Origin of the sequence: Methanobrevibacter sp. V14 (assembly GCF_963082475.1) — an archaeon.
Lineage (GTDB): Archaea > Methanobacteriota > Methanobacteria > Methanobacteriales > Methanobacteriaceae > Methanocatella.
This window is the reverse complement of the sequence record NZ_CAUJAM010000008.1, coordinates 20,130-39,609: the sequence shown is the minus strand read 5'-3', so window position 1 is coordinate 39,609 and position 19,480 is coordinate 20,130. Positions and strand designations below refer to the sequence as shown.

22 protein-coding genes are annotated in these 19,480 nt (G+C 30.7%); 8 read left to right on the top strand and 14 right to left on the bottom strand.

Annotation, left to right across the window (positions count from 1 at the left end):
• Positions 1–4 precede the first annotated feature (4 nt).
• The 3 genes from Q9968_RS06030 (at position 5) to Q9968_RS06020 (ending at position 2,041) form a co-directional block, all read left to right on the top strand.
• The gene (locus Q9968_RS06030) at positions 5–616 is read left to right on the top strand and encodes an orotate phosphoribosyltransferase-like protein (protein ID WP_305514483.1); all 612 of its coding nucleotides are present in this window, start codon (positions 5–7) and stop codon (positions 614–616) included.
• Between the two features lie 104 nt (positions 617–720).
• Entirely contained in the window at positions 721–1,092 is a 372-nt protein-coding gene (locus Q9968_RS06025; protein ID WP_305514481.1) for an HIRAN domain-containing protein, read from the top strand.
• A 4-nt stretch (positions 1,093–1,096) separates the two neighbouring features.
• Entirely contained in the window at positions 1,097–2,041 is a 945-nt protein-coding gene (locus tag Q9968_RS06020; protein ID WP_305514479.1) for an ARPP-1 family domain-containing protein, read from the top strand.
• On the opposite strand, the gene Q9968_RS06015 is transcribed toward Q9968_RS06020, so the two are convergent.
• The 4 genes from Q9968_RS06015 to Q9968_RS06000 all read right to left on the bottom strand — a co-directional run bounded on the left by Q9968_RS06015 (position 2,024) and on the right by Q9968_RS06000 (position 5,111).
• Positions 2,024–3,679: an N-6 DNA methylase gene (locus Q9968_RS06015; RefSeq protein ID WP_305514475.1), complete on the bottom strand. Its 1,656-nt coding sequence runs from the start codon at positions 3,677–3,679 to the stop codon at positions 2,024–2,026. The genes Q9968_RS06020 and Q9968_RS06015 overlap by 18 nt on opposite strands.
• A complete protein-coding gene (locus Q9968_RS06010) occupies positions 3,663–4,238 on the bottom strand; it encodes a restriction endonuclease subunit S (protein ID WP_305514473.1) in 576 nt (191 codons plus the stop codon). The genes Q9968_RS06015 and Q9968_RS06010 overlap by 17 nt, the downstream gene beginning before the upstream one ends.
• A gap of 78 nt (positions 4,239–4,316) precedes the next feature.
• Positions 4,317–4,661, bottom strand: a complete 345-nt coding sequence (locus Q9968_RS06005) for a hypothetical protein (protein WP_305514471.1) — start codon at positions 4,659–4,661, stop codon at positions 4,317–4,319.
• A gap of 285 nt (positions 4,662–4,946) precedes the next feature.
• On the bottom strand, positions 4,947–5,111 hold the full coding sequence (locus Q9968_RS06000) for a hypothetical protein (protein WP_305514469.1): 165 nt from the start codon (positions 5,109–5,111) through the stop codon (positions 4,947–4,949).
• A gap of 358 nt (positions 5,112–5,469) precedes the next feature.
• On the opposite strand from Q9968_RS06000, the gene Q9968_RS05995 reads away from it, so the two are divergent.
• Complete coding sequence (locus tag Q9968_RS05995) at positions 5,470–7,347, top strand: YhgE/Pip domain-containing protein (RefSeq protein ID WP_305514467.1); 1,878 nt, start codon at positions 5,470–5,472, stop codon at positions 7,345–7,347.
• A 67-nt stretch (positions 7,348–7,414) separates the two neighbouring features.
• Here the strand turns inward: Q9968_RS05995 and mtrA are convergent, their stop codons facing one another.
• The 8 genes from mtrA to Q9968_RS05955 all read right to left on the bottom strand — a co-directional run bounded on the left by mtrA (position 7,415) and on the right by Q9968_RS05955 (position 14,351).
• A complete protein-coding gene (mtrA, locus tag Q9968_RS05990; RefSeq protein ID WP_305514465.1) occupies positions 7,415–7,978 on the bottom strand; it encodes a tetrahydromethanopterin S-methyltransferase subunit A in 564 nt (187 codons plus the stop codon).
• 74 nt (positions 7,979–8,052) lie between these two features.
• A complete protein-coding gene (locus tag Q9968_RS05985) occupies positions 8,053–8,343 on the bottom strand; it encodes a hypothetical protein (RefSeq protein ID WP_305514463.1) in 291 nt (96 codons plus the stop codon).
• 84 nt (positions 8,344–8,427) lie between these two features.
• Positions 8,428–8,946, bottom strand: coding sequence for a nitroreductase family protein (locus Q9968_RS05980; protein ID WP_305514461.1), 519 nt, complete (start codon positions 8,944–8,946; stop codon positions 8,428–8,430).
• Positions 8,947–9,215: 269 nt separating this feature from the next.
• Positions 9,216–9,839, bottom strand: a complete 624-nt coding sequence (locus Q9968_RS05975; protein ID WP_305514459.1) for an ABC transporter ATP-binding protein — start codon at positions 9,837–9,839, stop codon at positions 9,216–9,218.
• Between the two features lie 12 nt (positions 9,840–9,851).
• On the bottom strand, positions 9,852–10,808 hold the full coding sequence (locus Q9968_RS05970; RefSeq protein ID WP_305514457.1) for an ABC transporter ATP-binding protein: 957 nt from the start codon (positions 10,806–10,808) through the stop codon (positions 9,852–9,854).
• A 10-nt stretch (positions 10,809–10,818) separates the two neighbouring features.
• Positions 10,819–11,664: an ABC transporter permease gene (locus tag Q9968_RS05965; RefSeq protein WP_305514455.1), complete on the bottom strand. Its 846-nt coding sequence runs from the start codon at positions 11,662–11,664 to the stop codon at positions 10,819–10,821.
• On the bottom strand, positions 11,654–12,646 hold the full coding sequence (locus tag Q9968_RS05960) for an ABC transporter permease (protein ID WP_305514454.1): 993 nt from the start codon (positions 12,644–12,646) through the stop codon (positions 11,654–11,656). Before Q9968_RS05960 ends, Q9968_RS05965 begins: the two co-directional genes overlap by 11 nt.
• Before the next feature lie 106 nt (positions 12,647–12,752).
• Positions 12,753–14,351, bottom strand: coding sequence for an ABC transporter substrate-binding protein (locus Q9968_RS05955; RefSeq protein WP_305514452.1), 1,599 nt, complete (start codon positions 14,349–14,351; stop codon positions 12,753–12,755).
• A 231-nt stretch (positions 14,352–14,582) separates the two neighbouring features.
• On the opposite strand from Q9968_RS05955, the gene Q9968_RS05950 reads away from it, so the two are divergent.
• Positions 14,583–15,248, top strand: a complete 666-nt coding sequence (locus tag Q9968_RS05950; protein WP_305514450.1) for a M48 family metallopeptidase — start codon at positions 14,583–14,585, stop codon at positions 15,246–15,248.
• A 31-nt stretch (positions 15,249–15,279) separates the two neighbouring features.
• Here Q9968_RS05950 and Q9968_RS05945 read toward each other — a convergent pair whose 3' ends face one another.
• Both Q9968_RS05945 and eif1A read right to left on the bottom strand, forming a co-directional pair.
• Positions 15,280–16,050 (bottom strand): serine protein kinase RIO, encoded by a 771-nt coding sequence (locus Q9968_RS05945; RefSeq protein ID WP_305514448.1) that lies wholly within the window; start codon positions 16,048–16,050, stop codon positions 15,280–15,282.
• A gap of 26 nt (positions 16,051–16,076) precedes the next feature.
• Positions 16,077–16,382: a translation initiation factor eIF-1A gene (gene eif1A / locus Q9968_RS05940; protein ID WP_305514446.1), complete on the bottom strand. Its 306-nt coding sequence runs from the start codon at positions 16,380–16,382 to the stop codon at positions 16,077–16,079.
• A gap of 114 nt (positions 16,383–16,496) precedes the next feature.
• Here eif1A and glp point away from each other — a divergent pair, with 114 nt between their 5' ends.
• From glp to Q9968_RS05925, 3 genes are all read left to right on the top strand, one after another.
• Positions 16,497–17,720 (top strand): gephyrin-like molybdotransferase Glp, encoded by a 1,224-nt coding sequence (glp, locus tag Q9968_RS05935; protein ID WP_305514444.1) that lies wholly within the window; start codon positions 16,497–16,499, stop codon positions 17,718–17,720.
• A gap of 76 nt (positions 17,721–17,796) precedes the next feature.
• Positions 17,797–19,149: a hypothetical protein gene (locus tag Q9968_RS05930; protein ID WP_305514442.1), complete on the top strand. Its 1,353-nt coding sequence runs from the start codon at positions 17,797–17,799 to the stop codon at positions 19,147–19,149.
• A 4-nt stretch (positions 19,150–19,153) separates the two neighbouring features.
• Positions 19,154–19,459, top strand: coding sequence for a hypothetical protein (locus tag Q9968_RS05925; protein WP_305514440.1), 306 nt, complete (start codon positions 19,154–19,156; stop codon positions 19,457–19,459).
• The last annotated feature ends 21 nt before the right edge of the window (positions 19,460–19,480 follow it).

Below are 19,480 nucleotides of genomic sequence, written 5' to 3'. Positions count from 1 at the left end.
TAGCGTGAAACAAAAATTAATTCAAAAAGCTAAGGAACTCAGACAACATGGATTTACCACTGGAGAAATAGCTGATGAACTCAATGTGAGTATGGACACCGCAAGATGGTTAACCCTTCAAAAAACAGCTGAAATGAAAGCAGAAGCACCAGTTGACTTTGCTATTAACTGGAAAAGCATAGGTGGAAATTCAACACGTTTAAGTTATGTTTCAGGTGCCCTAAGTGACATGGCATTATCACATGGGGAAGTGGATACCATTGTAGGCATTGCAGTTAGTGGAATTCCATTTGCAACCGTAATGGCTGATTTAATTGAGGACATGACTGGCATAAACACTTCTCTTGCAATATTCCACCCTCAAAAACACAGAAAAGATGCTGATGAAATTGATGATGAAGGTACAATCAGCACTAACTTCGGAACTGTTGAAGGCAAAAAAGTTGTTATTGTTGATGATGTAATTACCAGTGGCAAAACTGCAAAAGAAGTTATCCACACTGTTAAAGATTTAGGTGGAGAACCTACTTGTGTTACAGTGTTAATTGATAAAGCAGGGCTTTCAGAAATTGAAGGTGTGCCTGTTGAATCTTTAATTAAAGTCAGCAGATTATAAAATCTATTTTTTCCTTTTTATTAACTCTTTTTTAATATTTTTTTACAATTTAACGATACCCTTAAATAATAGTAACACACAAGATACACACAAGGAGGTAAAAAATGTATATTACGCTAATGGCATTTGAGAATATGCACGGGGCAAAACCATTAGTTCTAAATGGAATTGTGAAGCTGACAAAAGAACCAGAAAATAGACAAGATACAGAAGCAATAGCTTGTGAAATGAGATATTTTGGAAAAATAGGTTATGTATCCAACAGCACCAACACAGTAATTAAAGGTACAATGAGTGCTGGAAGATTATATGACAAAATTACTGATGAATACTTTGCAAAAATACAATTTATACACCACAATGATGCAATAGCTAAAGTACTGTCAATTGATGAACTCAGTGAAGAAATTAAAAATCTTGAAAGTGATGTTCATTTCCTCTGTGAAGATTTATCAAAAGTTGAGCTAAAAGAGTGATAACATGACAATTAAATTAGATGAAGTAAATAGAGATATTGATATCCTAACTCCACAAAGCCATAAAAATATTACAATAATACCCCTAAAAACCCAAATTAACAATAAGTTAGACATTTTAACACTTAAAAATGGATTCGAACTAGGATTAGTTCAAGTTAAAGAATGTGAAGTCTCAACAGTAAACACATTAATTGTTGAAAACAATGCAATAACCCCCTTAATCCTAATTGATGGAGAAGAAGTAATCGGAGGAGATCAAAACCGATTAGTTAACAATACAATAGTTATGGAGCCAAAAAGTACTATGAAAATTCCAGTGAGCTGTACTGAAAGAGGTAGATGGGGATACAAAAGTGAATTTAAAAATTCGGACTATATTGCAAATTATAACACAAGAAGGTCAAAAGAAATCGCCTCAAGAAGTAGATCCCAATACCAAGACGTCATTTGGTCATCTATTAATGATTTAGAAGATGAAAATTCATATGCTTCACCAACCAGTGCAATGGAAGAAAGCTATGAACAATTGAAAAGCAATCACGATAAAATTATTAAAGAATTTGAAATTGTTGATGGTCAAAATGGTGTTTTAATCATGATTAATGGTGAAATTAAAGGATTTGAATTATTTTTAAACCCAACAATTTACAATGCATTTCATGAAAAAATATTAAAAAGTTATTTAATTGACGCGAAAATTGAAGATAAAATATTTACAGTGAATATTGATACTGTAAGAGAAATAATAAACAATGTATTTGATTCTACATTTGAAAAAAGAGAAAACATGGGGTTAGAAAAACCATATGATTTTGAAAATCCCGAAGGGCTTGGAAAACTATACCTTTATGAAAATCAAATTATACACTTATCTTACTTTAATAAAGCAGAAGAGATTATAAATGATGATGTTTATGAGGATATCCGCTTAAAAACGGATATTTAATTCATCCATCATTTTTTCAATTTTTAGATTTAACCTGTTAATGTTAGAATCAATATCTTCTTTTTGTGAAATTAACTCATCTAGTGAAATGAATTCCCCTTCAAAAGTATCTACATAGCGAGAAACAGACAAATTAAACTTATTATTTTTAATTTCATTTATTGAAATGAAATTTGAAAATTTAGATACTGTTAATTTGTCTGAAAATACTTTTTTCATTTTATCTATTGTTTTATTATCTAAAATGAGATTTTTCCTAAATAAACCTGGGAAAACTCGTTTAGCTCTTTGTGTTTCATAATCTGAAGACATGTCAATAAATAAGATATTCCGATAAACCTTATCTTTTCTAAATACAATAACAACTTCAGGCCCTGATTTATCAATTTCACTAGGAATGCGAATAATTGTGTCTATGTAATTCTTCTCAAGAGTCAAATACTTCCTAAGAATTTCAAGTGAATCTTTAAATAAGAAATTTTCAGAAATACTAATGACCATGATTCCATCATCTTTTAGTGAATCAGCAAGATTAATTAAAAATAAAAATTCACTATCCGCTAATGATTTATACTCTCCGGAAAAATCAACATTTGAATCGTTTAAGTCAATTTTATCAACAAGATTTTCAAGAGCTTTATTTAACTCATAATCTTGTTTAAAAGAATTCTCATCAATATTTAATTTATCAACTAACAATGTTTCAATTTCACAACGTTTACTCCTTTTAACAATTTCCATATTCTGTTGAAAATTTGAGGAATGATAATTTTTAATAGCTATAAGAATTCTTGATAAAATAACATCAAATGAAGCTCCATTTATATCTATAGAATTAATTGCATTTTCATGCTTTAAAAAGACATTATTTGATGGAAAATTATTTATAAAAAATTTAGCAAATACATATAAGAAATTTGATTTATTTTCATCTTTACCATAACAATACTGGATGTTACTCTCATTTAAGGACATGATAGAATCTCCATTTTTAATAAAAGGATCATACACACTGCCCATCCTTTTTTTATCACTTAAAACAAGTTCAGACAGAACTTGGGTGATATAATCAGGATTTGATTCCACATGTATCAATCTTGAGGAAGAGATTACATTAAATACCTCCTTAAATTCAAAATCTTGCTCAAAAACGTTTAATTTTGAAATTAAATATATCACCTCACAGATATTTTCACTTCCCTCATTGCTAAATTCATATATATCAATTTCATCAATTGTTTTGAATAAATGGTTGAAATATTCCATATTATGATATTCCGAACTGAATACTGCATATTTTGGAAATGCATTTAAAAAATATTGTAAAAAGTCCGGTTTTAAGTAATTATCATTGACTACTTCTTCAATAAAAGCTTCAGGCCTTTTAATAAAAAACCCATTTAATTTTAATGAATCAAGACGAAGCTGTGATTGGAAAACTTTATTCACATAAGCTTCGTCAAGAGTGACTTCAGCATTTTTTAGCTCCATCAACAAATAATCTTTTACAATATCAGAGCAATATTTATACAAAAATGTGTAAAGGACAATGTAGTCAATTTGAGGAGGCAGCTTGAATCTTCTTGAATTTGACATTAATTGTTTTAAAATATTGTAGTTATTAGATTTTAAGTTCATTACCCCCATCCCATAAATCATTCAATATTGCTTCTTTGAGGTTCCTGTCATATTCAACTTGGCGCAAATCCTCAAATATTTTATCATTTATTGTATCCAATAATTTTCCATATTTGATTTGTGTTTCTAAATCAGGAACATGAAGTTGAAGTTGCTTTATTTCTTTTAGTGATGTGTGAGGCATTTTACCACTGCCTCCAAGTTCATGAAGTTGTTTTTTAATATGGGCATTAGCAAGTAAATGTGCAATAAATTCTGGATCATAACCTTTTTTAAGTCGTATTATTGCAATTTTATCACTTATAACCAAATTTTCTTGTTTAACGCAGACTATATCATAGGGATATGTCATTTTAATTAGCACATCATTTCTTTGTGTAAAATACCTGCCTTTAATGTGGTGATTTAAAGTTACTTCTTCAAAATCAGACAATACTCCATCTTTTTTTATGGATCTCTGTACAATTATTTTGAATTTATCCCCATTTTCATCTAAATAACGCCTATATGAAAGGCCAGAATTTATTTCAGCTATATCAGTTAATTTTATTTCTTGCATTTCAATCCCTTGAAGAAAGTTGGAAAAAAATAATGGTGGTTGAATGAGCATTAGTTTTGGTGGTGAGGCAAAACTAATCTATTGATATAAATCAGTAACATCATCAAGCAGCGGTGTTTCGTCAGTAACTTCTGATAAGTTAACTTTTTCTGCAGAAACGCCTCCAATAACCCCTATACTTTGAATGTTATCTTTCAAAACAGCAGTTGATGTTATTCCAAGTCCTTGTGATGACAGTACAAATAAATCAAGGAATATTTCATCTTCCCCAACGATAAATGCCGGTCCAATATCTTCGGAGGCATTTGTCTGTACATTGATTAATATATGTTTAGTATGGTTCTCTTCTTCAATACCAATTTCTTTTCTTATAGTTTCATCCAAATTTTTTACTTTTTCACTCCAGTTAATTTTAGCATTCATATTATTACCTCGGTTATTTTTTTGTCACCTTTAAATACAATGGTGTGGTTTTTAAAATTAATGCATTTTTTAAAAAGTTATGCATTTTTGTAATAATACATTAATTTTCATAATATATAAATTTAACTATTAATATCATATCTTTCAAAAAATGCACTTTTAAAACTGTAATATACTATGTATTTCGTGAAATATATAAAGTTTTTGTATTTTTTAAAAAAATGCAAAAAAGTGTGAGACAGAAGCCCACAAAAACATAATAATTAAATGTAATTAAATACTTACTTACATATGGAAGTTGTAAATGGAAGTATTGAAATCATCAATACCCCATTTCATGTTTTGAAAAAATGGAATATCTGAAGCTACTACAGTAATTAATCTGAAGTTAATCTTTTTAGAATGGAAAATCCAATAAATACCTAAAGAGCATTGGTGTATTTTAATCAATAAACTCAAAGGAATATCTGAATTTGGCTTCTATAAGTCTTGAAGAATATTTAATGGATTGCTTTTACAAGGTGGTTTTCTTAACCGATGATGAATTAGATGTCATTAAAATAGGAATAGCAACTTTTCTGTCGAAATAATGTATTTTTAAAAATTAATGAAATTATAATGTAAAATTAAGTGAATTTTTTACTTTAAAATCAAACAACGAAAAATGCACAAAGTTAGGCATTATATTTTAGCATAATCAGTATTCTTTTTTAAACCAATGATTCTTTGGAGAGTTTATAAAAACTCCAAAGCGAGATATATATTTAAGACTTCCTAGATATCGTCTTAAACGGGACACGTGAATAAAATGAGTGGAAGAGAGATCAACAATATTGTTGAAATTATGAAAAGAGATTTAAAAGCATCATTTTCTAATCCAATTGTAATAATTGTATTAGTTGCTATAATAATCTTACCTTCACTATACGCTCTTTTAAATATCCAAGCATGTTGGAATCCTTATGAAAATACCGATTCCATCGAATTTGCAATAGCAAATCTTGATAAAGGAGCTACATACGAAAATCAAAAGTTGAATGTTGGAAATGAAATTGTAAAAGACCTGAAAAATGACAGCAACTATAAATGGGTTTTTGTCACAGAAGATGAACTGCGAGAAGGAGTTAATAATGGTGACTATTATGCTGGGATGATAATTCCCAAGGATTTAAGTAAAGATGTCATTTCAATAACAACCGACAATCCAAAATCCGCAAAAATAAATTACCTTGTTAATATTAAAGCCAACCCTGTTGCAAATAAACTCACTGATGCTGCAGCAAATGCCGTTTATACCCGTATAAATGCTAAAATCGTTGAATTTATTGACATAGCCGCATATGGAAAATTAGGTGAATTACAAGACGGTTTATCTTCAGGAGCAGGACAACTTTCAAGCGGGGCTACTCAACTTTCAAATGGAGCGAATAAAATCGCCTCTGGAGCAGACCACGTATCATCTGGAGCAAATTCCGTGAGTTCCGGTGCCAGTAAAGTAAAATCAGGTGCTTCAGATGTGAATCATGGTGCCAACAAAATAAAGTCAGGGTCAAAATCTGTTGAAAACGGAGCAAGCAAAGTATCCTCATCAGCAGATAAAATTAAATCTGGTTCCAAGCAAGTTCAAAAAGGTGCAAGTGATTTAGAATCATCAGTTGATCCATCAACATTACCTGGACCTGTAAAAGGAGTAGTTGAGAGTTCAGTTAATCTTGCAAATTCGAGTTCGAAACTAGCGGGAGGATCCAGTGACCTGGCAGAGGGTTCTGTTCAATTAGCCAGCAGTTCTTCAAAACTTGCAAATGGTGCAAGTGATGTTGCAGGAGGAGCCAGCAATGTAGCTGACGGTGCAAACAAGTTAGCAGATGGTTCTACTGAATTAGCAAACGGCGCGCTAAGTCTTGCAGCAGGTTCCCAATTATTATCAAATTCAGCGACACAAGCATTATTTTCAGCAGCTAGTGCATTATATGGTGCATCAAATTCACTTTCAGGAATAACCGGAGTTAACGAATCACAAATCGGAGATTATATTTATTCCCCGATTAAATTAGAACGTAACGAAGTATATCCCGTTGAAAATTATGGATCTAATGTTGCACCATTTTACATTGTTTTATCAATGTGGGTTGGAGCGGTAATTACCTGCGTAATGCTTAGAATAGAAAGTAGTACTGAAACCAAATATTCACCTATTGAAATGTACTTTGGAAAACTATTATTATTTATAATAATGAGTTTGCTTCAAGCAGCTGTTACAATTTCAGGATTATTTTTATTAGGAGTTGAAATTGAGAATCCATTACTGTTTACATTTTCAGCAGCACTGATATCGGTGACCTTTATGGTGTTAATGTATTCTTTAATATCTGCCCTGGGACAAGTTGGAAAAGGAATTGGAGTGGTTCTTTTAGTACTTCAAATTTCTGGAACTGGAGGAATCTATCCAATTGAAATTATGGATAATGTTTTCCAAACACTTTATCCATACCTGCCAATGACATATGCTATTGATTTGATTAGAGAAGCCCAATTAGGAGTGGTTTGGTCCAATTATCTTCCAGCATTAGCTATTTCAATTGGAATTGCTGTTGTAACAGTCATTGTTGCAGTCATTATTAAAGAAAAAGCAGATGATGCAGCCCACTACTTTGAAGAGCGTTTAAATGATACAGGTTTATTTTAAGGATTGAACTAGCTAATTCAATCCTATTTTTTAATTTTTTAAAAAAAAAACAGTAAACTGAGACAAGTTATGCCTCAGTTTTTTTCTTAGAATCTTTTTTGTTGACAATTACTAATTTTTCTTCTTCTTCGTCAACTTCCATTACAATAGGTTCTGCTTCTAGTGCTCCAGGATCTTTTTCAACACATTCATTGATTTTTGATTGAATTGCCCCAATATCTTCAGTGTCAATTAAATCAACAATTTCTAATTGTTGCTGGAATCTTTCAACACCTTCAAGAGGAACATTTTCAACAAATGGAATTGCCCCAGTAGCGCCAATGATTTTCTTTTTATCTGCATCCGCACCGTTTTCGTATAACGCTTTAAAACTTTGACCAGTGATATGACCTTGTACTTCGGCACCAGCCAAAATTAAAAATCTAATGTTCGGATTGGATATAATATTTGCAACTACTTTCTCAATACCTAAGTTTTCTGTTTTACATGGTCCTGCAATAGCTGCTCCTGTCAAATCAGCTTCGATATGGGAAGCAAGAGTAGTTACCGCAACAGGACTTTCTGGGTCACCTACAATATAGTCACCACTAATAACCGGCCAACCATCTGCAGGTGCTTTTTTATCAGCCATGATAGATTCCTCCATTTATTTTAATTGAATTTAAAATTCATGAACATTAAATATGTCTCAATAATCCTTAACTATTAATAATATAATTCAGAAGGTTTTCCAATATATTCAAAATCATCTTTATTATCTAAATATTTAACACCAATTACTTTACCGTCTGGGAATTTTGTAACCACACTCATTCCGTCATTAACATCAATAACAATCAATTTTGTGTTTTTTTCACCAACTGTTTCTATTTTAATAACTTCATCATTTTGAATAAGTTCTGCACCTTCAAAATCATTACTAATATCTGTTGAATACCAATGTTGTGGTAATTTAATTTTAACATCTAGATAATCCAATAAATCTTTAACATGCATTTTAATACCTTCTAATTACCTATGTATAAGAGTTAATTTAAAACATATATAAATATTTTGTAACTATTTAAGGGTAAAAAGTATTTAAACTAAAAAGTGTATCCTACTCTTATCAATGTCAGCTTCCTTGTGGGGTTTAGGGATATCTTCTGAGTGACCCAATGCAAGAATCCCCACAATCCTGTAATGATTATCAATTTTTAAAATATCCCTTACAATTTCTTCTGAATCAATGCCATCTTTACTTCTTAAGTGTATTTGTACCCAGCAACTTCCTACCTCCAGTTCTGTTGCCATTAAATGCATATAAGTCAGAGCAATTGATGAGTCCTCACACCAGGTATCTGCAATCATCGTATCTGCAATAACAACTATGGCCTTATTAGCCCCTTTGATTAAATCTGCACCATGATTCTTAGATTTTGATAATTTTTCCAAGGTTTCAGCCCTTTCAACTACCATAAAGTTACATGGTTTTCTATTCATACTTGTTGGAGCAAGAAGTGCCGCTTGCAAGATTTTATCCAATTCTTCTTTTGTTATCTGCTCGTCACCAAATTTCCTTGTACTCCTTCTTTTAAGCATTACATCCATAAGTCCCATACTAATATTTTTAGAAAAATAAGTAATTATATATTGTGATGTATAATGAACGGACTCTTTCAAAAACTTGTGTGATAACTAATTTTTTCGATTAATCTATTCATTTAAATTTTTCAAAATAACTGATTAATTAGCTTTAAATTATAAAAATAACTCCAAATATTAAGAAAAAGTTTTTAATAAAAAACTTGCAAATATTTAAATCAAACAAGTTTTTGAAGTCAATGAACGGGAAAGATAAATAAAATTATATTATTGGCCGATAAATATTAGATGAAGAATATTTTAAATGGAATATTTAAATGAATTGTTTCATCACAAAGACGATTTAATAATTTTTTATCATGACTAACTACTAAAACGCCTATTTTTCTTTCTTTAGCAATATTAATCACATTTTGCCAAATTTGAACTTGAGTAACTGCATCCAACATAGTAGTCATTTCATCAGCAATTAAAAATTTTGTTTTAGGACTGAGGGCACGAATAACTGCAAATCTTTGAAGTTCCCCACCAGAAAGCTCATTAGGCCAACGATTCAACCAGCTTTGTTGAATACCAAATTTGTCTAATAATTCTTTTGGAGGATTCCAAGATTCATTTAAAGCTTTATTCATCTTCCATTTAGGATTTATAGTTTTTTCAGGATGTTGAAAAACTAATTGGATGGGATTAAACCCGTTATTATTAACTTTTTCTCCATCCAAATAAACATCTCCTTCATAGTTGTTAATATAGCCAGTTAAAATTTTACACAATGTAGATTTTCCACTTCCACTACTGCCCATTAAACCTATAATTTGGTTAGTTTTAAGAAAAATATTAACATCCTTTAAAATCCAATCTGAATCGATATTGTATCTAAAACTAATATTTTCTCCTTTAATCTCCATGAAATAACCTCATTAATCTCCATCAAGTTCCTCACATTTAAAGCATCTAACTTTCCTATCATTAAAGTCTTTTAATTCTGGAATTGATTTATGGCATTTTTCAATTGAATATTCACAGCGTTTAACATAAGGACAACATTCAATTTCATCACCTTGTAAAGGTTGATGACCTTCAGTTAATTTAAATTCATTTTCGGGTAAAGCTCTGTATAAAGCACGAGTATATGGATGATTTAGTTTTTCACCTCTACCTGTAAAGTCTGAAACATTAGCTATTTCAATTACATACCCTGCATAAAAAACAGCTATTTTATCAGCAATTTTTAAAGCAGCACTAATATCATGAGTTATTAATAATATTCCTACTCCATCATCAGCCATTTCTTTTAAATAGTCTAATGTTTCTTGTACTGCTTTTTCATCTAAACCTGGAGTAGGTTCATCTGCTATGACTAATTCTGGGTTTGAAAGTAAAGCCGTTGATACGAGAACCCTTCTTGCCATTCCCCCAGATAATTGGAAAGGATACATATTGTCCACTTCTTCACCTAATCCATATTTTTCAAAAACTTTTCTTTGCTTTTGTTTTTTAATTTTCTTATCTTCATTATCTTTATATTGACCTATTGACTGATCTGCAACTTTCATTAATGGGTCTAAAAAGTTAACTGACTGAGGAATTAAAGTAATTTCATCCCCCCTTAACTTTTCTTTTAATTCTTTATTTAGAATTTTGCCTTTGTATTTCATTTTTCCTTCAAGATTTGCATTTCTAGGTAAAATACCAAGAACCCCATGTGCTAGTAAACTTTTACCTGAACCGCTTGAACCTAAAACAGCAACAATTTCGCCTTTAGAAATATCAATAGATAAATCAGAAATAACCTTTAAATTTCGTTGATTAAGACCTTGGACATATTGAGTAAAAGAAATAGAAATATTACTTACATTTAATAAACTTTCTGACATGGTTTAACCTTTATTCATTTGCATGTGTTGGATCAATCATTTTTTGTATATTTTCACCGATTATATCAAATGTTAAAACAATGATTAATAATGATATTCCTGGGAAAAATGCTAACCACCAAGCTCCAATAGCCAAATATTTCATTGATTCAGACAATATAATGCCTATAGCAGGTTCATGAGGAGATATTCCAAAACCTAAAAAGGTCACGCCGGCTTCATGCATTATTGCATGTGGAAATATCAATATTGTACCTAAAACAATTTGAGTAAGCACTAAAGGTAAGAAATGATTTTTAGCAATCCAAAAATTGGACTTTCCAAAATGTTTAGAAATATTTATATATTCAGATGTTTTAATTTGTTTTAATTCTGCTCTTAAAACTCTTGCAAGTGCTGTCCAATGAGTAACACCAACTCCAACAATTACTCCAAAAGCCCCACCTCCTAATGAAATTGAAATTAGAATAATGAGAAGTATATGTGGGATAGATGAAAATAAATCAATTAACCAATTAACAAAGCTATCTAAATATTTATTGAAACTAGATAAAAATCCAATTATGACCCCCAACAAAGTACTGATTATTGAAGAAAAAGCACCAACTTGAATACTAAGACCCAAACCTTTTAAAGTTCTTGTTAACATGTCCCTACCCATCCAATCAGTACCAAAAAGGTGTTCAAAAGAAGGAGGTAAATTTCTTAAAGTAAATTTAGTCGAAATTGAACTTGCATCAATGAAAAGACTATTAATAATTATAATAACTAAAGCTAAAACTGTTAAAAGAATGATTAAAATAGTTTTTGTTCTTAAGTTTAATTTAAAAGATAAATTTAGCTTTTCATTTTTCATTAAATTCCCCTTCTTTTATCCTAGGATCTACAAAATTGTATATTATGTCTGCAATCATGTTGCCAAAAAAGACAAAAATTGTACTAAATAAAACAATACCTAATAATAATGGAACATCCGATCTTAAACCTGCAGCTACTGTAGCTCTACCAATACCAGGATAAGAAAATACTTGTTCTACTAATACAGTTCCACCAAAGAGTTCATTGAAAGATAAAAACTGTAGGGTTATTGCAGGCAGTAAAATATTTTTAATACCGTGCCTTCTTATTAAATTCCAACCGGATTCCCCTCTAGCTTTTGCGAATAAAATAAAATCAGATGACATGACATTTATTAATTTATCCCTCGTAAACATGGCTATTTGAGCAATTCCTATAACACTTAATGTAATTGCAGGTAAAATTAACCGATAAACCCAATCAAAGAATGAAACATTTTCTGATAATTCACCAACAGGCACACCTAAACCAGTAGGAAACCACCCTAATTGAACTGCAAAAATCATTAGTAAAAGTAGGGCAATCCAAAATGTTGGAGCAGATATTAGAACATAACAATATGTTTTAATAATCTTATCAACCAATTTACCTCTATACATTGCAGCAACAACACCTAATCCAAAACCTAAAATTCCAGAAATAGACCAGGAAGTAATCATTAAAGCTAGTGATGCAGTGAACTTTTCAGAAATAACATTTAATACTGGCATTCTAAATATCAATGAAGTTCCAAAATCCCCTTTTGCTAAATTTCCTAACCAATTAAACATTTTTGTAGTTATGGGTTCATTCACCCCCCAATAAGCCTCAAGCTTAACAATATGTTCGGGACTAGCACTTATTTCTCCAATATATGATTTAACTGGATCTATAGGAGACATATCTACTAAAATAAAGCTTATTAACGCAACAGCAATTAATAATATTATTAATCTTATTAGTTTATAAGATAAAAATTTGAATAATTTTTGATGATTCATACATCCACCATAATAGAAAACATAAGAAAGCTCTGAAATTCATGAAAATAATACAAATATTTTAAAAAAAGAAAAAAAAGATTTAATTAAATTTTTATTTAATTAATTAAACCCGTTTCCAATCGTATATATTTCCATATATATCTCCACATCCATGAGGTTGGATTAAAGGAGTTCCAATGTCCAAACTTTTATCTACAAAAAGAAGATATTCTTGATCATAAATATATATATTTACACAATCACCTTTAGGACCAAAGCCAGTAGTTCCATCCCATGCTGCTAATTTAATAAAGTTATATGTTTCATCAAGGGATGTTGCACAATTTGATTGGTTTAAATATTTATCAACAGTTGGATTTTTATAAAAGTTAGGATTAGCATATGATTGTCCTGCTACACTACTAAGATATGCTTTATGTACTGGATCTATATCATTAGTTCCGTATCCATTAATTGCTGCATTAGAGAATTTTAATGGCATCATTGCATCACCACTTTTACCTTCAGGAATTACTTCAATTCCTATTTCTTTCATCTGATCAGCGAATCCAATAGCTAATTGTTGTGAATCAGGATTAGAAGCACCATATAATAAAGTAAAAGAAGCTTTTGTCCCATTTTTCTCAACAATTCCATCATTATCAGTATCTATCCACCCACCATCTTTTAATATTTCTTTTGCTTTTTCAGGATTAGAATCAGGTAATTTAGCTTCTTCATTAAACCAAGGTAATTTATCTACACCTGTAAAATCAGGATCCCCATAACCTGAAAACACTTCATCAACTAATTTTTGTCTATTTAAACCTGTATACATTGCTTTTCTAATGGCAATATCAGACGTGACATTATTTCCCTTTGCAAATCCTTCATCTGTTTTTTCACCACTATCATTATTAAATGGCAGGGTTATATATCTAGAATCATATGAAGGTAAACCTTTTAGTTCCATCCCATCAACAGATTGATTACCATAAATTGTAGGTACTGCAGCTATATCCACTTCCCCTCTTTTTGCAGCTGCAAATGCAGCATCATTTTCATAGTATAATATTGTTAATTTCTTAAATGCTGGTTTTTTACCATAATAATGTTCATTTAGTTCAAAAATAGCTTGTTGACCTTTATCCCATTGAACTAATTTATACGGACCAGAACCAATTGGTTTTGTACCGTATGTAGTATTATCATAGTAATAATGAGGAACAATAGGTTGCCTTGCAAGAGTAAATAAAAACTCTGCTTTTGGTTGTTTTAATGTTACTTTAACCGCAGTATCATTCATAGCTTCAGCTTTTTCAAATTCATCATAAAATAAATATCCTTCTGATTTAGCGGCTGTGTTAAAACTGAATGCTACATCTTCAGCAGTAACTTTTTTACCATCACTAAACTTAGCATCATCCCTTATTGTAGCTACCCATGTTTTACTATCTTCTGTTGTGTATCCAGTTCCCAAATCATCTACTATACTTCTATTGTTATCAAATTTAAATAAAGAACTTTGAATTAAAGGCTCACCATTATAAGCCCAACCATACATAGGATCAAACCCGCTTTCAAGTTCTCCACCATGTCCAGTAGCAGCAACAACTAATTCATCAGGATTTCTTGTAGTGGATGGTCCGTTAAATAACGTTGCTACACCAATAACTGCAATTATTATAACAACTGCAATAATTGCCAATTTCTTTTTATCCATACTAAATTACTCCATATAATTTAATGTAAAAAGTATTACAATATATACAATTAATTAATAAAAAAGTAATACTTAATGTTTATAAAATATTAAATGTTATATTGTTAATTATCCTAATATAAATACTTTATGGTTGATTTTTAGTCAACTGCATTTTATCCAGCAGACTTCAAATTTGATTCTACATCACAACAAGGTTTAAATATATTATTGATCTTATTTTTTAATTAAATGAAAATCGAAAATATTCCCATCACTGTTAAAAAAAATATAAAACACATGTACATACGTATTTTACCTCCAAATGGAGAAGTTAAAGTATCTGCACCATTATCTATCCCAGATGAAGAAATAGTTAAGTTTATTAATTCGAAAAAGGAATGGATTTTGAAAAAGCAAAAGTACATTCTTGAAAATGATATTGAACCTCCCTTAAAATACGATAATGGTGAAAAACATTATGTTTGGGGCGAGGAATTTAACTTGCAGTTAATTTCAAACTCTGCTGTTAAACAAGTATTAATTGACAGAGAAAAATCAATTCTTTACCTTCCAATTTCAAAAAAAAGCACTATTGAGAAAAGGAAAAATATCTTAGATGAATTTTATCGAAAAGAGCTGAAATCAGCTATTCCGAATGTGTTAACTAAATGCACAAAAATTGTTGGAAGAAAACCTAAAGATGTTGGTGTTCGCAAAATGAAAAACTGGGGAAACTGTAAACAAGATGGTGGAATTACATTAAGTTTAAATCTTGCAAAAAAAGACCCTGAATGTTTAGAATATGTAATGATACATGAATTATGCCACCTGATAGAATTCAATCATGGCCAAAATTTTAAAAAATTAATGGACAAAAATTGTCCAAATTGGAAAGTCTCCCGAGAGAGCAGTTGAAAAGTATTTTTCATTCTAAGTAAAACATCTTTCAGTAAGGGTTAACATATTCCCAAACTTCCTCAAAACTAGTTTCAACACCAATCTTCTTATATTCTCTTACAAGTGTTTTAATGTCTCTTTCAAGTAATTCTTTTGAAATTGGGTTATCTAACACTACTGATTGTGAAACATCAATGATTACAGGTTTTTCATCTAAATTTAAGATATTATAATTTGATAAATCACCATGCACTAGTTTTGCATCATTTACAAATCGTTTTAATTCAACAAGTAAAATATTCCAAAATTCGTCTGGATTTTGTGGGGGTTGGTTTTTAACAGGTTGGGCGGGATTGCCTTTTTTATCTCCAATAAATTCAATTAATAAAACATTATTTGCACAGGTTATTGGTTTTGGAACATTAACTCCTGCATTATATAATCTTGTTAAGTTTTTAAACTCTTTTGTAACCCAAGAATAGATGATTTTTCTTTTATTTTTAGTTTTGACATTAAATCTCGGATCGCATTTAAGATAATAATCCATTTTTTTAAAATCAGAGGTTGCAATTCTATAAATTTTAACTGCAACAAATTTTTCATCATCAGTTATGCCCGTAAGCACATTAGCTTCTTTACCCGTACTTATAGCACCATTTAAAATATCAATATGGCCTTGATTAGCTAATTTGTATAGTGTTTCTAATGTAATTTTATCAAAAATTTCATTTCCGGTTTTTCTCTCAGAATTATCCTTTCTTCTTTTTTCGGAATGAATTTTTTCATGTTTTGCATCTGCTTTAGCTATTTTTGAATCCATTAAAATCAAAAAAATAGGTGAAGAGACTACATTTTTAAGTAGCCTTTTCTTTCAAGCCAGTTGGACTCGGTTTTTGTGTATCTCCAGATAACATCTGCTTTTTCATCAGATTGGAAATCCCACGGTTTAACTAGAATAACATCTCCTTCACGAATCCAAATACGTTTCTTCATTTTTCCAGGAATTCTGGTCATTCTAATGTTTCCATCAGAACAACGGACTTTTAATTTTCCGTGTCCCATAATTTGTTCAACTATTCCAGGTATTTCACCTTTTTTAGGGGTTCTTACTCTTCTATATTCTTGTTGTTGGTTATTATTCGGTTTTGACAAATACTCTCCTCCAATATTATAATAATGTACTTCTATCGATAAGATTAAGTTATTTATATTTATATTAATATACTATATATTAATTTATTGGATTTTACTATTTTAGTGGTTATTATGGGAACTGAATTTTTAAAAATTAAAGAATGTGATGAAGCTATTGACATTATTCAAAAATTATTTGATGAGAATTTAAAAGCAGAAAGTGAGGAAGTCTCTGTTGATGAAGCTTATGGCAGGATATTATTTGAAGACGTTTATTCTAAAATGGATTTCCCTCCATTTGACAAAGCATTGAAGGATGGTTTTGCAATCATTTCCAGTGACAGTTTTGGCGCATCTGAAGAATCACCAAATACTTTGGAAGTTATTGACTTTTTAGAAGCTGGGGCGACAACTGATAAGAAAGTCGAAAAAGGCAAATGTATTGAAATCAGCACTGGTGCTGCAATGCCTGAAGGTGCCGATGCAGTTGTTATGGTAGAATATGCGGAAAAAATGGATGGTAAAGTTAATTTATTGACCACTGCGACTCCTAGCCAAGAGGTTGCTAAAAAAGGATCTGATATTGGGGAATCTAAATTAATCCTTGAGAAAGGAGATTTCTTAAATCCTGGCAAAATCGGAGTTTTACTTTCACAAGGATTTGAAACAATTGAAGTTTATAAAAAACCTAGTGTGGGCATACTTTCATCTGGAAACGAAATTACTCTTCAAGGAGAGAGACTGGAATATGGTAAAATTTATGATGTAAATGGAGGAATGATTAAAAACGATGCAATTTCCTGCGGTTCCGATGCACATTTTTTAGGAGTTATGAGGGACAACTATGATGAAGTAAAAGAAAAGATAGAGGAGTCTCTAAAAGAAGTTGATATTTTGTTCTGTTCTGGAGGAACTTCTGCTGGTTTAGGAGATGTTTTAAAACATGTGCTTGATGAATTAGGCGAAGTTTACGTTCATGGAATATCTGTTCAACCGGGAAAACCGACTATTGTAGGGGTTATTGACGGCAAAATTGTTATGGGGCTACCGGGCAATCCAGTTTCAGCATTGATGATCTTTAATGCATTTGTAGCTGAACCTTTAACAAAATTGGCTGGAATTGATAAGGACTTTGAATTAAATGTTGTTAAAGGTAAAATCACTAAAAGAATCCACTCACAAGTTGGAAGGATGCAATACCAATTAGTTAAAGTCGATGGAGATAATATACAACCAATATTTAAAGATTCGGGAGCAATATTTTCATTGTCCACAGCTGATGGGTATGTGAAAATTCTAAAACTGGTTGAACTTGTTGATGAAGGAGAAGAAGTAGAAGTTTATTTATTTAGTTAGATTTCTAAAGTCGAAGTTAGTAAAAATTTAAATATTTCCACCACCTATAGTATAAACTATAGAGGTGAAAACCATCATGAAAAACATAACCGAAGACATTTACTATACTAACTTCCTAAACTCCAAAAACTTAAGTGGATCAAGCAAAGCAAATTACTACAAAACACTAACCAAATTCACAAAAGCATTAAACACTACACTAGAAGAAATAATAATCACCTGCAAAAACCAACAATCCATAGTAACAGAAAAAATCATAAGTCATGGTACAGATGACGACGGCAACCAGATAATAGAAAAAAGAATAACCCACTTTGATATTAACAGTCCTAACTCAAAAATAAAACAATACTTCGATGGGTATATTGAATTCTGTGAAAAAAGAGGAAACAGTACAAATACAATTGTTGCAGATTTGGACCTTATCAAAACTTTCCTCAAATACTATTCAGTTGAATACCCAAAAACAAATATGAAAAGAACACCACCAAAATGGTATTTACTCACAAAAGAAGATATTAAATTCGTCATTGATGATTCCTCCCTCGCACATAAAATATTAATCAGCACATTAAAAGACAGCGGATTAAGATTAACAGATGCATTACAATTAACCATCGATGACTTCATGACAGGAACAAAAGAATATCATGACTTTGTTGATGTAAATGAATTCATAGATAATGCACCTGAAGACATGATATGTGTCCTGGAACTAACACCACATAAAACTAAAAGATTCAATGTATCATGCATTACAGGAATAGGGCCTGAAACATGCAACTTGATTCTGCAGAACCTACGCAAACTCAAAAATGAATACTTGCCTTATGTTAATAAGAAAAAAGGATTAAATTTAACAATGTCTAAATCAGATGCTCTGTTTGGAAATAAAAGAAAATATTTCAAAGGACCTATGAAAGTTCAATCAGTAGCAGATATATTTGCTAGGAAAAATAAGAAACTACGAAAATATCGTATCAGTAAAATTGATGAAGCAATATCTAATGGAGAGTTATCAATTGAAGATAGGCAAAAAAAGATAGATAAAATACCGAAATTTCATGCTCATGCTTTAAGAAAATTCTTCCAGACAACTATTGCAAGAACATGTGGTAATTTAAGAATATGTACTATTATGGAGGGTCATGTTGCACCGGTGAAAACAGATCCTTCATATATTCAGATAGGTGTTGATGAAGTAAAAGAGGCGTACTTATCTGCATTGCCGGATTTAAGTCTTGAGAATATTGAGACAAAAGTTTACACTTCTGAAGTAAGGAGGGAAATGGAGGCTAAAATTGATAGTCTTGAAAAGGAAAATGAGGCATTGAAACAGGAAAAGGATATGGAAGTTAATGCTTTGTGGGATGAGATTAATAATATTCGTGCACGTCAAAATGCATGGGATGAACTAAAGGAAAGGTGATGTAATGAATGAAAAAAGAATTATGATAGGTGACCCATGGAATAATACTTGTATGGGTAAACAAGATGCGATTGATTTATTTGAAGATATCCCAAATGATGTTGATAAGATTATCTTTGATTTTGGGAATATTTTATATGTGGGATTTTTATTTGTTAAAGAATATTTTAATTTAAAAGAGTCTATTGATGTTAATATTAGTGAAATTAATGTTTGGGATAGGGTTCAAGAAACTTTTGACATGGTTGAAGAATTTGGAGTTACTATTAGTGATGAGAAGTTAATTCAAAAGTTCATTGATTATGATTAAAATTAATTATTTTTTTTTAAT

Coding starts and splice junctions, on each gene's coding strand:
- Q9968_RS05985 (WP_305514463.1), bottom strand. CDS start 8,343: ATGCATGTTAAAGATTTATTGGATTATCTAGATGTTAAAATTAAATTA.
- Q9968_RS06015 (WP_305514475.1), bottom strand. CDS start 3,679: ATGAACTTAAAATCTAATAACTACAATATTTTAAAACAATTAATGTCA.
- Q9968_RS06005 (WP_305514471.1), bottom strand. CDS start 4,661: ATGAATGCTAAAATTAACTGGAGTGAAAAAGTAAAAAATTTGGATGAA.
- Q9968_RS05945 (WP_305514448.1), bottom strand. CDS start 16,050: ATGGATTCAAAAATAGCTAAAGCAGATGCAAAACATGAAAAAATTCAT.
- Q9968_RS05955 (WP_305514452.1), bottom strand. CDS start 14,351: ATGGATAAAAAGAAATTGGCAATTATTGCAGTTGTTATAATAATTGCA.
- Q9968_RS05970 (WP_305514457.1), bottom strand. CDS start 10,808: ATGTCAGAAAGTTTATTAAATGTAAGTAATATTTCTATTTCTTTTACT.
- Q9968_RS05930 (WP_305514442.1), top strand. CDS start 17,797: ATGAAAAACATAACCGAAGACATTTACTATACTAACTTCCTAAACTCC.
- mtrA (WP_305514465.1), bottom strand. CDS start 7,978: ATGGCTGATAAAAAAGCACCTGCAGATGGTTGGCCGGTTATTAGTGGT.
- Q9968_RS05960 (WP_305514454.1), bottom strand. CDS start 12,646: ATGAATCATCAAAAATTATTCAAATTTTTATCTTATAAACTAATAAGA.
- Q9968_RS06025 (WP_305514481.1), top strand. CDS start 721: ATGTATATTACGCTAATGGCATTTGAGAATATGCACGGGGCAAAACCA.
- Q9968_RS05965 (WP_305514455.1), bottom strand. CDS start 11,664: ATGAAAAATGAAAAGCTAAATTTATCTTTTAAATTAAACTTAAGAACA.
- glp (WP_305514444.1), top strand. CDS start 16,497: ATGGGAACTGAATTTTTAAAAATTAAAGAATGTGATGAAGCTATTGAC.
- Q9968_RS06010 (WP_305514473.1), bottom strand. CDS start 4,238: ATGCAAGAAATAAAATTAACTGATATAGCTGAAATAAATTCTGGCCTT.
- Q9968_RS05980 (WP_305514461.1), bottom strand. CDS start 8,946: ATGGGACTTATGGATGTAATGCTTAAAAGAAGGAGTACAAGGAAATTT.
- Q9968_RS05925 (WP_305514440.1), top strand. CDS start 19,154: ATGAATGAAAAAAGAATTATGATAGGTGACCCATGGAATAATACTTGT.
- Q9968_RS06020 (WP_305514479.1), top strand. CDS start 1,097: ATGACAATTAAATTAGATGAAGTAAATAGAGATATTGATATCCTAACT.
- Q9968_RS05995 (WP_305514467.1), top strand. CDS start 5,470: ATGAGTGGAAGAGAGATCAACAATATTGTTGAAATTATGAAAAGAGAT.
- Q9968_RS05950 (WP_305514450.1), top strand. CDS start 14,583: ATGAAAATCGAAAATATTCCCATCACTGTTAAAAAAAATATAAAACAC.
- Q9968_RS05975 (WP_305514459.1), bottom strand. CDS start 9,839: ATGGAGATTAAAGGAGAAAATATTAGTTTTAGATACAATATCGATTCA.